The sequence below is a fragment of the Humibacter albus DSM 18994 genome (assembly GCF_000421825.1).
Lineage (GTDB): Bacteria > Actinomycetota > Actinomycetes > Actinomycetales > Microbacteriaceae > Humibacter > Humibacter albus.
In genome coordinates this window covers 88662-103823 of record NZ_ATXT01000015.1, presented here as the reverse complement: position 1 = coordinate 103823, position 15162 = coordinate 88662, and the positions used below count along the sequence as shown (strand labels likewise).

Here is a 15162-nt window from a genome sequence, read left to right as displayed (position 1 = left end):
ATCTCCCGATGGCAGCGCGGGGCGAGGTGGACGGGCCGTGGTCGAGGCCCGGCTCAGCTTAGCTGTTCGCCGGCGGCCCACACGCGCTGCACGTCCCAGCCGTGGCCGAGCAGCACGGCGTCGGCAAGGTAGCCCGGTGCCAGGCGTCCGAGCTCGTGGTCGCGGCCCAGCACGCGTGCCGGCGTGAGCGTGAGCGCCTCGATGGCCGCCGCGGGCTCGACGCGGGCGGATTCCACCGCGATCTTGAGCGCGGCATCCTGCGTGAGCGTCGATCCGGCGATGCTGGTCGTGCCCGAGAGCAGTGCCTTGCCGTCGGTGACGGTGACGTTGAGCGAGCCGAGCCGGTAGTCGCCGTCGGCGGCACCCGCCGCCGCCATCGAGTCGGTGATGAGCGCGATGCGGCCAGGGGCCTGCACGAACGCGAGGTGGGCGACATCCGGATGCACGTGGAATCCGTCGAGGATGAGTTCGAGCGTCACCCGCTCGTCATCCATTGCCGCCACGACCGGTCCCGGCTTGCGGTGATGGATGCCCGGCATCGCGTTGAACGCGTGCGTCAGCACCCGCGCACCCCGGTCGAACGCGGTCTTCGCCTGCTCCTCGGTGGCCTGGGTGTGCCCGACGGCGACGATGACGCCGGCCTCGACGAGCACATCCATGGCCTCGAGTGCTCCCGGAAGCTCGGGCGCGATGGTGATCTGGCGCAGCGTGCCGCGGGCGGCGGCGATCAGCTGCTCGACCATCGCCGGGTCGTCGGGGGCGCGCAAGAAGTCGGGATTGTGGGCGCCGCGGCGCTCCGCGTTGAGGAACGGGCCCTCCAGGTGCGAGCCGAGCACCAGCGGGTCGTCCTCCATCAGGTCGGCGATGTCCTCCAGGCTCTCGCGCAGCTCCGCGAGCGGGTTGGCGACGAGGCTCAGGATGGACCTCGTCGTGCCGTGCCGGCGGTGGGTGACGAGCGCCTCCGACATGTCGTCCGGGTCGCCCTCGTAGGCGAATCCGCCGGCGCCATGCGAGTGCAGGTCGATGAACCCGGGCGTCAGCCACGCGCCGCCGGCGTCGGTGACCTCCGCGCCCTCGGCGTACGCGTGCCAGCCGGCTCCGCTGCCGGTGGCGGCGATGCGGTCGCCGGCGGTGGCGAGCCAGAAGTCGTCGACCTGGCCACCGGCATCCAACTTGCGTGCCGAATGGATGACGTGCGCGGCGCTCATGCCAGTTCCTTCCGTCCGCTGATGATGCCGCTCGCCAGTGCGACGACGGCGAAGACGACGGCCACGATCGGCTGCCCCAGGTCCCACCATGCGAACGCGGCGGCCGTCATCACGATGATCTCGACGATCGCCTTGCCGAAGGTGTCGATGCGGATGACCGCCCTCGGAGAGCGGAAGAGGGCCCAGAGCACGATCGCGAACAGCGGGGCGCCGATGCCGACGACGATGTTCCACGGCAGCGGCCAGGCGATGAACCCCCAGACCGCCAGGGAGACGAAGGCGAACAGCTCGATCAGAAAGCGCAGCACGTCCCACACGTCGATCGGGGCGCGGGTGTGCTCGGAACTCGGGGTGGACATCCTGTTTATGTTATCGGCGATTGAGGGGAGAGCCGTGGGAGCGTGCTCGCACGGCCGACCCGATTGAGCCTGTGAGTGGCGCAGCCACGATATCGGCGATTGAGGGGAGAGCCGTGGGAGCGTGCTCGCACGGCCGACCCGATTGAGCCTGTGAGTGGCGCAGCCGCGATATCGGCCGATAGTGCTGCTGGCCTCAGCGGAAGATGATGGTGCGGGCGCCGTCGAGCAGCACGCGGTTCTCCGCGAACCACTTGACCGCCTGCGTGAGCGTGCGGCTCTCTTCGTCCTGACCGATCGCCATCAGTTGCGACGCCGACTGGCTGTGGTCGACGCGCACCACGTTCTGCTCGATGATCGGGCCTTCGTCGAGGTCGCTGGTCACGAAGTGCGCCGTGGCGCCGATGAGCTTGACGCCGCGAGCGTGCGCCTGCTTGTAGGGGTTGGCACCCTTGAACCCGGGCAGGAACGAGTGGTGGATGTTGATGCAGCGCCCGCTCAGCGCCTCGCAGAACTGCGGAGAGAGAATCTGCATGTAACGCGCGAGCACGACCAGCTCGATGTCGTAGTGGTCGACCGCCTCGAGAACGCGGGCCTCGAAGGCCGCCTTGCTCTCGGCATCCGTCACCGCGAGCGAGTCGAACGGCACGCCGTAGAAGCCGGCGAGGTCGCGCAGTGCACCGTGGTTCGAGAGCACGAGCGGGATGTCAACGGGCAGCTGTCCCGCGCGCTGCCGGAACAGCAGGTCGTTCAGACAGTGCGCCGCCTTCGAGACGAGCACCAGGGTGCGCAACGGCCGGCCCACTGTGTCGAGCGTGTAGGCCATGTCGTAGCGCTGCGTCACCGGGAGGAGCGCAGACTCGAACTCGGCCCGGTCGGCCGGCGACTGGATCTGCAGACGCATGAAGAAGCGGCCCGTGTCGGCGCTGGAGAACTGCTGGCTCTCGGTGATGTTGCCGCGGGCCTGCACGACGGCTCCGGTGATGTCGTGCACGATTCCCGGGCGGTCGGCGCAGACGAGCGTCAGCACCCGGTGCTGAAGCGCGGGATCGTCGACGCCGGACGTCGTCACGGCGGGTGTTTCCGGAACCATTCCCCCAGGGTAGGGCACCCGCGGGGACGGCCAGACCGAGGTCGCCGCCGAGACGCGCAACAACCGCGATCGAATCGATTAGATTGAGGTCTCGCACACACGACTTTGCGCCGCACGGGGCGGGCGGCGTGCGCAGAACCGAGGGAGTGGTGAGCATGTCGCGCGAGTCGAATGCGCGCCGCAGCGCTTCGGTCGCCGCACCCGCAGGCGTCGGCATCGAGCAGGGCGCCGGCCGTTTCCCCTGGGTCGGGATGCTCGCGCTCGCCGCCGCCGCGTTCCTCGCGGTCACGAGTGAGACGCTGCCCACGGGCCTCTTGCCGGAGCTGGCCGGCGGTCTGCACGTGACGACTCCGCAGGCGGGGCTGCTGGTGTCGGTGTATGCCTTCACCGTGGTGATCGCGACGACGCCGTTGACGGCGCTGACCCGGCGCATCCCACGCCGCCCGCTCGTCGTCGCCGTGATCATCGTGATCGGTGCGAGCTCGCTGCTGCTGGCCATCGCCCCGAACTACGGGCTGGCAGTGCTCGCCCGCGTCATCGGCGGCATGGCGCACGGCGTGTTCTGGGCGGTGACGGGCGCCTATGCGGGCCACATCGTGCCCGCGCATCAGCTGGCGCGCGCCGTGGCGATCACGTCGGGCGGGGTCTCGCTCGCGTTCATCCTGGGCGCGCCGATCGCGACGGTGCTCGGTCATGCGTTCGGCTGGCGTGCCGCATTCGCCGTGGTCGGATGCCTGTTGCTCCTCGGTGCCGTCGTCGTCGGTCTGATGCTGCCGAAGCTTCGGACCTCGGCGCTGCACGGCGCCGCGGACCTTGCTCCGGCGACGGGCGGGATGGCCACGGTGACGGGCGGGGTCGCGACGATCACCCTCGGCGACCAGCACCGGCCGAAGCGGCGAAGTCGAGCGCACGATGCGAGCGTGCGGCCGGTCATGCTGGTCTGCGTGCTCACGGTGCTGATCACGCTCGGCAGCTTCACGCTGAACGCCTACATCGCACCCTTCGTCTCCGACGCGATGGGTCTCGGCGAGGGCGCGGTGGGCCCGATGCTGTTCGTCGGCGGTGCGATGGGCGCGATCAGCGTGCTCCTCGTCGGCACGGTGCTCGGCCGCCGGCAGAACGCCGCGGCGCTGACCGGTCTGCTTCTCACCACGGTCGGCGTCCTGCTGCTCGGCGTCTTCGTGGGGGTGCCGCCGTTGGCGATCGCGGCGTACGTGCTCTGGACGCTCGCGTTCGGATGCCTGCCCCCGCTCCTCCAGACGCAGTTGCTGCACGTCTCGTCGGTACGGTTCCGCGAGACCGCGAGTGCGCTGTACACGACGGCGTTCAACGTGGGCATCGGCGGCGGCGCGATGGTGGGCAGCGTGATCTACGCGGTGTGGGGCATCCTCGCGGTTCCCTGGGCGGCGGTGGCGATCCTCATCGTCGCGATCGTCATGTTCGTGCTCACGTTGCGCACGAGGGCGCAGGCGGCGAGGGCGGGCGGCGCCGCTTGAGGGCGCCGGTTCGAGGCATCGGTTCCAGGTGCCGGGCTCGAGCCATCAGAATGTGGAGTCGCGCGAGCGCTACTCGCCCACGGTGACCGTGGACTCCGTGACAGGTCCCGCCCGTCCCGCGTCGTCGATGTACTGCACGCCGACGGAGTAGGTGTTCCCGTAGACGAACAGACTCAGAACCGAGGTGCTTCCACGGCCGTCGGCATCCAGTGAGACCGTCCGCCAGGCCGCTCCGCCCACCAGCACCTGCACCGTCGAGTTCGGCGCTCCCGTGACGTTCAGGGTGGTAGAGACCAGGTCGACGACGGTCACCGTGAACTGCGGTGAGCCGAGCGTGAAGCTCGCGGATGCCGGCGCCGAGACGAGTCCGTCGGCATCCGTCTGCGTCGCGGTCACCGTGCCCTCGCCGGCACCCAACCCCGAGAACGCGGTGTCGATGCTCCACGAGCCGCTCGTGTCGGCCGTGACCGTCGCGGTCGTGGTGCCGCCGACGGCGTCGGCAGCGCCGGTGACGGAGACGGCCACCGTGGCGTGGGGTTCCGCGGTGCCGGAGACGATCGGGAAATAGAGCCCACCACCGGTGTCGGCCGTGACGGTGGGTGCGGCCGGCGGGGTCGCCGGCGGATCTGGGGATCCGTCGCCGCCACCGGAGTCGGGCGGCGTGTCGGGTGGCGTACCCGGCGAGGTGTCGGGCGGAGTGCTCGGAGGCGTGGCCGGCGGGGTGCTCGGCTCGGTGTGGGATGCCGGGACCGGAGCTCCCGCGTCGGTGGACACGTTGCTCTGGGTGTGCACAGGCGCCTCGACGGTCGGCGAGCCGGGTGCGGACGAACCGGTGTCGGACGAATCGGGATCGCCCGACCTCGACGATCCGGATGCGGGCCCGCCGGATCCGTGTGATCCGGAACCACCCGTGCCGGAACCGTCCGAAGCCGACCCGTTGAGCGAGCGCGACGCCGCGTCCGTCTCGTGCCCCGGCGAGTTGACGACGAGCACTCCGGCGACCGCGGCACCCGCCACGACGACCGCGGCCGCGATGCCCATGACGACGCCGGTGGCGCCGCTGAAGATGCCCGAGCCGCCGGCCGCGGAGGCCGCCGCGGCGCCGGCGCCTCCACTGCTTCCGGCAGCGGACGTCGCCGCACCCCCGGACGTTCCGGCCGCCGATGTTCCGCCCGCCAACCCCGCGGCGCCGGCACCGGTGGCCGCCACCGTGGCTCCCGCGACGCCGACCTTCGCGGCGGCGAGGTAGGCGGTGGCGCCGCCCGTCCCGATCGCGAGGGGCAGCAGAACGAGCACCAGCCGGTTGCCGGCCTCGCGGGCCTCGGCGGCCGCCATGCGACACTTCGCGCAGGTCTTCAGGTGAGCGTCGACGCGCGAACGGTCCCGCTTGCCGAGGCGTCCGCGGGCGAGCGCGGGAAGCCGCTCGACGGTCCACCGGCACTCGGGCTCGAGGCTCGTGGAGCTGAGGTGCGCCTGGATCCACGCTTGCCGCAGGCCCTCGCGGGCGCGGTAGCAGAGCGCGGCGGCGGCGGACGCGCGCACGCCGAGCAGCGGCGCCAGCTCCGCCGGCTGCATGCCCTCCACCTCGCTGTACCAGAGCGCCTCCTGCCAGCGCTCGGGCAGTGCGCGGAACGCCTGCGCGGTCAGCGAGCGGTCCAGCGCGGCGAGGGGGTCGTCTTCCGCGAACGCGATGGTGTCGAGCTCTTCGGGATCCAGCGGCACGGCGTGCTTTCCCGAACGTCCCCAGGATGCCGCGATGTTGCGCACGGTGGTGAAGAGGTAGGGCCGGAATGCGCCGGTCGGCCCCTTGCCTGCCTGCAGCGCCTGCAGGATGCGCGTGTACGCCTCGGAGACCAGGTCGTCGGGTTCGAAGGCGGTGGTCACGGAGCGGGCGACGGAGGCGGCCGCGGACGCGTGTCGACGGAACAGCGTGGCGTAGGCATCCGCGTCGCCCTTGCGCGTCATCCGCACGAGCTCGGCGTCGCCGGTGCGCTCGAGCCTGCGTGGCGGCAGGAGGGTCGTCATGTCGAGATGCCTGTTCCGGCCCCGTCGAGGCGGCGGCCTGGGTGGAGCGGGTGGTATACGGCTTCCATGATTGTGCGCATGCCCCGGCGCCATGTGCAATTCCTGAATCTCGCACCACCCGCGTCATGATTCGGCGTCCGCCACGTCTTCTTCAGTGAAACGGACCAACGCCGCGTCACTTCATTCGGCCTCGACGCGGCGGGCCTGGCTGAGGCCCGAAGCTGCCAGGACCGCGCGGGTCCGGTGGGGGCACCAACCGCGCGGTGGGGGAAGGGGCGGTGCGACAGGGGGAGTCGCACCGCCCCGCTTTTCGTCAGGCCAGTGCCGCCGACGGGCCAGTGCCGCCGACAGGCAGTGCCGCCGTCTGGCAGTGCCGCCGTCTGGCAGTGCCGCCGTCTGGCAGTGCTGTCGTCAGGCGCCGTCGCGGCCGAGGTCGATCGATTCTTCGTCGTCGTCGACCGAGCGATAGTCCCGCACCTCGCTGAGCACGATCGCGAGCAGCACCGCGTTCACGATCCAGCTCAGCGTGAGCGGATCGAGCACCGGAGAAAGTGCGATCATCGCGGCGAACACAGCCGCCCCGACCAGATGGGCCCGCAGCCAGGGAGCTCCGGTGGCCCGGCTGAAGAAGGCGTTGCCGAGCACGTAGAGCGAGGCGGATCCGCAGAGCATCCCGACGACCCACGGGCTGTGGCCCCCGGTGGGATCGCGCAGAATCAGCCCGTCGGCGACAGCCGTGCCGACGATGCCGAAGACGAGCACGATGGGAATGTAGGTGTACGCGGTCTGGGCGATCATGCCGCGCTCCGACGCACGCGAGATGTACTCGCTGCCCCCGCGCTGATTGTGCCGGAAGTAGAGCTGGAACATCAGCACCGTGCCGACGAACGCGGCGAGGAACGCCGCGACCTCGATCCACTGGATGCCCGTCTCGGCGAACGTGGATCCGGTCACCACCATCGACTCGCCGAGCGCGATGATGAAGAACGAGCTCACGCGCTCCGACATGTGCTCGCCGGTGATGTCCCAGGTGTCCAGCCGCGAACCTCCGAGGAACGGAACCCAGAACATGGCCCGCGGGCCGAGCCAGTCGATCAGCAGGGCGGCCAGCCACACCCAGAGCCGGGTGTCAGGAGACAGGACAGCGCCGCCGATCCAGAGGGCACCCGAGACGGCGTGCCAGATCGAGATGCGCGCGAAGTTCACCGCGTGCCCGGGGCGCGAGCGCAGGAACGCGCCCGCCGTGAAGAGGCTGTGCACCAGGTTGAATGCCACGAGGGCGAGAGCGAAGGGGAGCGCCTGGCCTCCGAAGGCATCCGGGATCGTCACGGCCAGCAGCATGCCGAGCGCCATCAGCACGAAGAGCATCCCGCCGACCGGAGCGCTCGTCGGGTTCAGCCAGTTCAACGCCCACGTGGTGTCGACCCATGCCATCCAGACCACCATCGTGAGCATGACGGTGTGCACCAGCGAGGTGCCGGTCTGCTCATGGATGAGCATGTGCGAGAGCTGCGTGACCGCGAACACGAACACGAGATCGAAGAACAGCTCCACGAACGTGACCCGGTGGGCGAGCTCGCCGGTCGACGGTCGGAGCAGACCCGCGCGGCTCGCCGACGCACCGTTGTCCGACGCAGCGTTTCCCGAGACCCCGTTCCCCGAAACCCCGTTCCCCGGCATCGCCTCCCCCTCTCGGGCGTGACAGGGTGCCGTCGGCGGTCTCGCTCCTCGGATGCCTGTGCTCGCGTCACGCTTCAGGCGACGATAACGCGAACTCCGGAATCCTCGAACGCGGCCAGCTGCTTGGTCGTGATGCCGTCGTCGGTGATGATCGTGTCGAACGCTCCGGGTCGGCCGACGGACGCGAACGCGCGCCGGCCGATCTTGCTGGAGTCCGTCACGAGCACGGAGCGTTCCGACCGTCGGGCCATCAGCGCGTTGATGGCGGCCTCGTGCTCGTCGTGCACGGTCGCGCCGAACACCGGGTCGACGCCGTTCACGCCGATGAAGGCGAAGTCGAGCGTGATCTGGGCGAGCACGGCATCCGTGTAGGGGCCAACGAGCTCGTACGAGCGCGGGTGCACCACCCCGCCGGTCATGACCACCTTGATCTGCGGGCGCATCACGAGCTGCGCCGCGATGTTGATCGCGTTCGTCACGACGGTGAGGGTCGGGCTCGACGAGGGCTCGGCCACGTCCGGCCGTTCGGCCAGAGCGGTGGCGACGGCGGTGCTGGTGGTGCCGCCGCACAACCCGACGACGGCGCCGCGCGGCACGAGGGCGCTCGCCGCGTGCGCGATCGCCTGCTTCTGCGCGGCGTTCTGCTCCCGCTTGTAGCGCAGCGGCAGGTCGTAGGCGACGGACTGTCCCGTCGCGCCGCCGCGCGTGCGGCTGAGGAGCTGCTGCGACGCGAGGGCGTCCAGGTCGCGGCGGGCCGTGGCGGGGGAGACCCCGAGGCGCTGCACGATGTCGTCCACCTCGATCTGCCCGGTCTCGGCCAGCAGATCGAGCACGGCGCGCAGCCGCTCCGCCCTCTTCATCGCGATCCTCCCTCGAATGCGCCCGCGAACAGTCGAAGAAGCCGTTCCGCCTCGGTGCTCAGTGCCTCGCGGCCCGCCCGCACGTACTTGCGCGAGTCCACGACTTCGGGGTTCTCCGCCAGGTACTCGCGCACGGCACGGGTGAAGAAGCCGTTCAAATGGGTCGAGACGTTGATCTTCGTCATGCCGGCTTCGATCGCCGCCACGATGACATCGTCGGGCACGCCGGACGAGCCGTGCAACACCAGCGGGACGTCGAGCGCCGCGTGCAAGCGTGCGATCAGGTCGAGATCGAGGGACGCCTCGCGTGCGGTCATCGCGTGCGAGGAACCGACCGCGACGGCCAGCGCGTCGACACCCGTCTCTGTCACGAACGTTCGTGCCTCGTCCGGATCCGTCCGCACGCCGGGAGCGTGCGCCCCGTCCTTGCCGCCGATCTCGCCCAGTTCCGCTTCCACCAGCACGCGGCGAGCGTGTGCGTACTGGACGACGCGGCGCGTGGCATCCACGTTGGCGCGGTAATCGAGCTTCGACGCGTCGAACATGACCGAACCGAACCCGAGGTCGATCGCCTCGCGTGCGAGGTCCTCGTCTTCGGCGTGGTCGAGGTGCACCGCCACCGCAGCGTCAGATGCGCGGGCGAGCGACAGGCATGCGAGCCCGATCGGCTCCAGGCCTCCGTGGTAGGCGACGCAGTTCTGCGAGATCTGCAGGACCACCGGCAGACGGGATCGTTCCGCCGCCGTGACGAGCGCCTCTGCGGTCTCCAGGTGGATCACGTTGAACGCGCCGAGCCCGGTGCCGCGCGCGGCCGCCGCATCGAGGATCTCCGAGGTCGGGGTCAGAGCCACGCCGCGCCTTCCTTCGTAGTGCTGAAGGCGATGGGGGCCAAGGCATCGCGAGCAGCGAGGGCCGCCCCGTAGAGCCCGGCGTTCGCGCCAATGCTCGCTTTGATGAGCTGCGGCCGTCGGTGGAACGTGAGGATGCCGTCGAGCCGTTCACGCAGCGGTTGCAGCAACTCCTCGCCCGCCTCCGACAGTCCGCCGCCGATCACTATGGCGTCGGGTGCGAGCAGGGCGACGGAGTGCGAGAAGCCGAGTGCGAGGGCGTCCAGCGCGCCATCCCACGTGGCCGCGGCGTTGCAGTCCCCGGCATGCAGACGATCGAGCACGTCGCGCGCACCGCTGACCGGGTTGCCGCTGCGCGCGGTGTAGCGGCGCGCGATCGCGGCGGCGGAGGCGACGGCCTCGAGGCATCCTCGTCCGCCGCAGGCGCAGGCCGGTCCCTCGGCCACTCGGTCGTGGCCGATCTCTCCGGCCAGGCCCTTGCCGGCGTACGGTCGCCCGTCGATGAAGACGGCCGCGGCGATGCCGGTGCCGATCGTCACCACCATCACGTCGTCGAAGCCGCGTGCGGCACCGAGGCGATGCTCCGCCTCGCCGGCGCCGCGCACGTCGTGTCCGAAGCCGACCGGCAGGCCGAGGGCGCTCTCGGCTCGCTCGCGGAACGGGAAGTCGTGCCAGCCGAGGTTCTCGGCGAACACGCCGATGCCCGCGTCGTCATCGACGTTGCCGGGCACGAGCAGGCCGGCGGCGGTCGGCTGCACGTGCGGATGCCTGCGGCCGAGCTCCTGCGCCAGTCGCGCGGTCTCGGCCACCACCCGCTCACCGGTGTCTTCGTCGGCGAGCGGAGTCGGTGCTCGGAGCACCTCGATCAGGTGGCCGTCTGCGTCGAACAGGCCCGCCTTCATGTCGGTGCCACCCACGTCGAAGGCGAGCACGGCAGCGCCTCCTCCGAGCCGGGCAGCGCCTTCTGGGAGCGGGGAAGCGCCTTCTGGGAGCCGGGCGGCGCCTTCTGGGAGCAGGGACGTCGCGTCGTCGCCCGCGCCTCGTGACGCGTCGTTCGTCAGCGGTGTGTGGAGCGGATCGTCCATGATCGCCTCCCTGTGCGTGGCTGCGAGCAACGGTGTGCTCATCGGTGTTCGACGGGTGGTGCGCCCAGGATCACCGACCGGGTCAGATTACGGGGCTGGTCGGGGTCGAGGCCCTTGCGGCGCGCCCGCTCGAGCGCAACACGGTGCAGGCGCACGAGGTCGGCCATCGGGTCGATGTCGCGGTGCTCGAACCGGGCGCCCGTGGCCTCGGTGTCGGCGGCGATGCCGTCGGGGAGCGGGCCGAAGGCCCAGGTCACCCGGCCCGGCGCGGCGATGGCGATCGGTCCGTGACGGTATTCCTTGGCCGGGTACGACTCGGTCCAGGACTGCGACGACTCGCGCATCTTCAGCGCAGCCTCCTGGGCGATGCCGACACCGAATCCGGTGCCGAGGAACGTGTACTGCTCGGCATCGATCAGTTCGTCGTCGAGATCGTCGCCGAGAATGGCGCGGGCCTGGGCGATCACCGGGGAGAGGTCTTCGCCGAGGGAGGAGCGCAGCAGCGCGAGAGCGCTGGTGGCGAAGCGGGTCTGCACGACAGAGCGCTCGTCGGCGAACGGCAGCGCGACCACGTCGTCGACCAGGTCGACGAGTGGCGTGTTCGGATCACCGATGACGCCGATCGTGCGCACGTTCGTGCGGTGGCCGCGCACGGCATCCAAAAACTCGAGCACCTCGGTCGTCGTGCCGGAGCGCGTGATGGCGACGATCGCGTCGTAGTCGCGGTCGATCTGCGCCTCGGATGCCGCGAACGCGTCGGTCTCGCCGTGTCCGCTCCGCTCGCGCAGCGTCGCGTACGACTGAGCCATGAACCACGAGGTGCCGCAGCCGACCACGGCGACCCGGGAACCGTGCGCGGGAAGCAGCTCGCGTTCACTCACGAGGGAGGCGGCTCGCTCCCACACGTCGGGCTGTGAGGTGAGCTCCACCTCGAGGTCGGCGCCGGGTGCACGGGTGTTCTCAAAGGTCATAGCGCAATGATCGATCATGAGCGCAACCTCTGTCAAACGTGCAATTCCAATCTTGTCGGAGGGAGGGCGCGTCGCATGCTGGGAGCGAGGATTCGGCGCACTTTCGAGGGATTCGTTAGAGTTCTCCTCGGCCGCCGCCCGAGTCGGATCGTGTCGGACAGTGCCAGGCGGCGTCGGACCGCGGTGACCGGTGATGCGCCGTTCACTCAGTGGGCTCAATTCGTCTCGCCCGTGCGATGAAGCACCTTTCGATTTCGATGACGGGGCTGCGCCGCTCGCCCCAGGAAAGAGGGTGCGATGGCAGCCGATCTGAAGAAGCTGATTCTCGCTGCGACAGTCGGCGTGGGCGACGCCGACGGCGACCTGCGCGTGCTGGATGCCGTGCGTCGGCCGAGACTGCTGGTGCGGGAGCTGCTCGCCGGGCTCATCGTCGGGCTGGCGCTCATTCCGGAGGCGATCTCGTTCTCCATCGTGGCCGGCGTCGATCCGAGCGTCGGCCTCTTCTCCTCCGTGGTGATGGCGATCGTGATCTCGATCACGGGCGGCCGCAAGGCGATGATCTCGGCCGCCACCGGCTCGGTCGCGCTCGTCGTCGCACCGGTCTCGAGGGAGCACGGCCTCGACTACCTCGTCGCGACGGTGATGCTGGCCGGCGTCATCCAGATGGTGCTCGGTGCGCTCGGGTTCGCCAAGCTGATGCGGTTCATCCCGCGCAGCGTCATGGTCGGATTCGTGAACTCGCTGGCCATCTTGATCTTCGTCGCGCAGCTCCCGCATCTCATCAGCGTGCCCTGGCTGGTCTATCCGCTCGTGCTTCTCGGCATCGCGATCATCGTGTTCTTCCCACGGGTCACGAAGGTGGTGCCGGCGCCGCTCGTCGCGGTCATCGTGGTCACCGCGATCACCATGATCTTCTCCTCCGGCGTCCCCACCGTCGGTGACGCCGGTGCCGTGCCCACGTCTCTGCCGCATCTGTTCTTCCCGCACGTGCCGTTCACGTTCGAGACGCTGACCATCATCGGGCCGTTCGCGCTCGCCGCAGCGCTCGTCGGGCTGATCGAGTCGCTCATGACGGCCAAGCTCGTCGACGACATCACCGAGACCGGCTCGAACAAGACGAAGGAATCGATCGGGCAGGGCATCGCGCAGCTCGCGACCGGGTTCGTCGGCGGCATGGGCGGAAGCGGCATGATCGGCCAGACCATGATCAACGTGCGCGAGTCGGGCGCACGCACGCGCCTCTCCACGTTCAGCGCCGGCGCCTTCCTGCTGATCCTCATGCTCGCCTTCCACGGGCTCGTCAGCGACATCCCGATGGCGGCGCTGGTGGCGGTCATGGTCATGGTGTGCGTCGGCACGTTCGACTGGCACAGCATCCGGCCGTCCACGCTGAAGCGGATGCCGCTCGGCGAGACCACGGTCATGGTCGTCACCGTCATCGTCGTGGTGGCGACGAACAACCTGTCGATCGGCGTCGTGGTCGGTGTGCTCGTCGCCCTTCTCGTGCTGACCAAGCGCGTGGCGAGCTTCGCCACCGTCTCCCGCCGAGTCGTCGGCGACACGGCGCACTACACCGTGGACGGTGAGCTGTTCTTCGCCACCAGCAACGAGCTGACGCACCGGTTCGACTACCGTGGCGATCCGCCCGACGTGATCATCGACATGTCGAAGTCGCACGTGTGGGATGCCTCGACCGTCGCCGCTCTCGACGCCGTCACCACCCGCTACCGCAGGCACGACAAGACCGTCACGATCGAGGGCATGAACGAGGCCAGTGCTGTGCTCCACGAACGCTTGACCGGCCACGTGGGCGGCGGCGAAGGCTGACGCATCCGGTGCGCCGTCCGGTGGCGTCGGGGCAGGGCTCGGGGCAGGAGCTCGGGGCGTGTGCTCGGGGCCGGGCTCCGGGCATCGCGCTCTGCCAGCGCCCCGCGACTCTCGCCGGATCGTCACTCCGGCGCTGGTAGGATCGCGGATGTCGCAACTGGCGTATCGGCGTCTTGGCGGGCATCCGTGCAGCACGGAGAACCGTGAAGTCCGTCGCGGATGGTCCACCATCGGGGAGCGACGGACAGCTTTTCGAGATTCGAGGGCGGATTCGGCCGCGCGCCTGGGCCGACGCGAACCATTGGCGTGCACACGTCCGCCCCAGAATGCGAGGAGCCTGGCATGACCGTTTCCCCCACTTTCACTGCGCCGCAGAACTCGTTCACGGCTCCGTTGGCCGAGGTCGACCCCGAGATCGCGGAGGTCCTGAACCTCGAGCTGGGGCGGCAGCGCGACTATCTCGAGATGATCGCGAGCGAGAACTTCGTTCCGCGTGCGGTTCTCGAGTCCCAGGGTTCCGTACTGACGAACAAGTACGCCGAGGGCTACCCGGGACGTCGTTACTACGGCGGATGCGAGTTCGTCGACATCGCGGAGTCTCTCGCGATCGAGCGTGCCAAGTCGCTGTTCGGTGCGCAGTACGCGAACGTGCAGCCGCACTCCGGGGCATCCGCGAACGCTGCCGTGCTGAGCGCGATCGCGCAGCCCGGCGACACCATTCTGGGTCTCGAGCTGGCACACGGCGGTCACCTCACGCACGGCATGAAGCTCAACTTCTCGGGCAAGCTCTACAACGTCGTCTCCTACGGGCTCGACCCGCAGACGTTCCGTGTCGACATGGACGTCGTGCGTCAGAAGGCGCTCGAGCACAAGCCGAAGGTGATCATCGCCGGCTGGTCGGCGTATCCGCGGCACCTCGACTTCGCGGCGTTCCGTGCGATCGCGGATGAGGTCGGCGCCACGCTGTGGGTCGACATGGCGCACTTCGCCGGGCTGGTCGCCGCGGGGTTGCACCCGTCGCCGGTGCCGTACGCGCACGTCACGAGCTCCACGGTGCACAAGACCATCGGCGGTCCGCGCTCCGGATTCATCCTGAGCAACGATGCCGACATTGCGAAGAAGCTCAACTCCAACGTCTTCCCCGGCCAGCAGGGCGGCCCGCTCATGCACGTGATCGCGGCGAAGGCGACGGCGTTCAAGCTGGCGGCGACCGACGAGTTCCGTGACCGCCAGGAGCGCACCATTCGCGGTGCGCAGCTCCTCGCGGAGCGACTCACGGCGTCCGATGCCAAGGAAGTCGGTGTCGACGTGCTCACCGGAGGCACCGATGTGCACCTCGTGCTGGTCGATCTGCGCACCTCGCAGTTCACCGGCAAGGAGGCGGAGGACCGTCTGCACGAGGTCGGCATCACGGTGAACAAGAATGCGGTGCCGTTCGATCCGCGTCCGCCGATGGTCACCTCCGGTCTGCGCATCGGTACGCCGGCTCTCGCGACGCGGGGGTTCGGCGATGACGAGTTCTCCGAGGTCGCGGACGTGATCGCGCTCGCGCTGCGTGAGGATGCGGACATCTCCGCTCTGCGGCAGCGCGTCCGTGCGTTGACGGATGCCTTCCCGCTCTACCCGGGGCTCGGACCGTCGGGATTCCCCACGGAGAATGTTGAGCTGTCCTCCAGCGTCCAGGGCTGACACCTGCTTCATTGAACGCGACTC

12 protein-coding genes and 1 riboswitch are annotated in these 15162 nt (G+C 69.6%); of the genes, 3 read left to right on the top strand and 9 right to left on the bottom strand.

The features are described 5' to 3' along the window. Positions 1–53 precede the first annotated feature (53 nt). The 3 genes from nagA to purU all read right to left on the bottom strand — a co-directional run bounded on the left by nagA (position 54) and on the right by purU (position 2657). Positions 54–1208, bottom strand: coding sequence for an N-acetylglucosamine-6-phosphate deacetylase (gene nagA, locus H623_RS0110010; protein ID WP_022900804.1), 1155 nt, complete (start codon positions 1206–1208; stop codon positions 54–56). Continuing rightward, positions 1205–1567, bottom strand: a complete 363-nt coding sequence (locus tag H623_RS0110005; RefSeq protein WP_022900803.1) for a YrdB family protein — start codon at positions 1565–1567, stop codon at positions 1205–1207. The genes nagA and H623_RS0110005 overlap by 4 nt, the downstream gene beginning before the upstream one ends. A 193-nt stretch (positions 1568–1760) precedes the next feature. Continuing rightward, positions 1761–2657, bottom strand: coding sequence for a formyltetrahydrofolate deformylase (purU, locus tag H623_RS0110000; protein ID WP_051143188.1), 897 nt, complete (start codon positions 2655–2657; stop codon positions 1761–1763). Between the two features lie 128 nt (positions 2658–2785). Here purU and H623_RS19110 point away from each other — a divergent pair, with 128 nt between their 5' ends. Then, positions 2786–4153 carry an MFS transporter gene (locus H623_RS19110; protein WP_157560937.1) on the top strand — a complete coding sequence of 456 codons (1368 nt, stop codon included), beginning with the start codon at positions 2786–2788 and terminating at the stop codon, positions 4151–4153. Between the two features lie 69 nt (positions 4154–4222). Here the strand turns inward: H623_RS19110 and H623_RS21045 are convergent, their stop codons facing one another. The 6 genes from H623_RS21045 to H623_RS0109965 all read right to left on the bottom strand — a co-directional run bounded on the left by H623_RS21045 (position 4223) and on the right by H623_RS0109965 (position 11622). Next, a complete protein-coding gene (locus H623_RS21045) occupies positions 4223–6178 on the bottom strand; it encodes a sigma-70 family RNA polymerase sigma factor (protein ID WP_022900801.1) in 1956 nt (651 codons plus the stop codon). 411 nt (positions 6179–6589) lie between these two features. Continuing rightward, positions 6590–7858 (bottom strand): low temperature requirement protein A, encoded by a 1269-nt coding sequence (locus H623_RS19100; protein ID WP_022900800.1) that lies wholly within the window; start codon positions 7856–7858, stop codon positions 6590–6592. Between the two features lie 74 nt (positions 7859–7932). Further along, positions 7933–8718, bottom strand: coding sequence for a DeoR/GlpR family DNA-binding transcription regulator (locus H623_RS0109980; protein WP_022900799.1), 786 nt, complete (start codon positions 8716–8718; stop codon positions 7933–7935). After that, positions 8715–9569, bottom strand: a complete 855-nt coding sequence (locus tag H623_RS0109975) for a class II fructose-bisphosphate aldolase (protein WP_022900798.1) — start codon at positions 9567–9569, stop codon at positions 8715–8717. The genes H623_RS0109980 and H623_RS0109975 overlap by 4 nt, the downstream gene beginning before the upstream one ends. Continuing rightward, the gene (locus H623_RS19095) at positions 9560–10651 is read right to left on the bottom strand and encodes an ROK family protein (protein WP_084485929.1); all 1092 of its coding nucleotides are present in this window, start codon (positions 10649–10651) and stop codon (positions 9560–9562) included. Before H623_RS19095 ends, H623_RS0109975 begins: the two co-directional genes overlap by 10 nt. 38 nt (positions 10652–10689) lie before the next feature. Further along, positions 10690–11622, bottom strand: a complete 933-nt coding sequence (locus H623_RS0109965; protein ID WP_022900796.1) for an SIS domain-containing protein — start codon at positions 11620–11622, stop codon at positions 10690–10692. Between the two features lie 297 nt (positions 11623–11919). Between H623_RS0109965 and H623_RS0109960 the strand changes: the two genes are divergently transcribed. Both H623_RS0109960 and glyA read left to right on the top strand, forming a co-directional pair. Further along, a complete protein-coding gene (locus H623_RS0109960; protein ID WP_022900795.1) occupies positions 11920–13449 on the top strand; it encodes a SulP family inorganic anion transporter in 1530 nt (509 codons plus the stop codon). Between the two features lie 143 nt (positions 13450–13592). Further along, a riboswitch (ZMP/ZTP riboswitch) is annotated at positions 13593–13745 on the top strand. Positions 13746–13791: 46 nt separating this feature from the next. Beyond that, positions 13792–15138 carry a serine hydroxymethyltransferase gene (gene glyA, locus H623_RS0109955; protein ID WP_022900794.1) on the top strand — a complete coding sequence of 449 codons (1347 nt, stop codon included), beginning with the start codon at positions 13792–13794 and terminating at the stop codon, positions 15136–15138. Positions 15139–15162 lie beyond the last annotated feature (24 nt).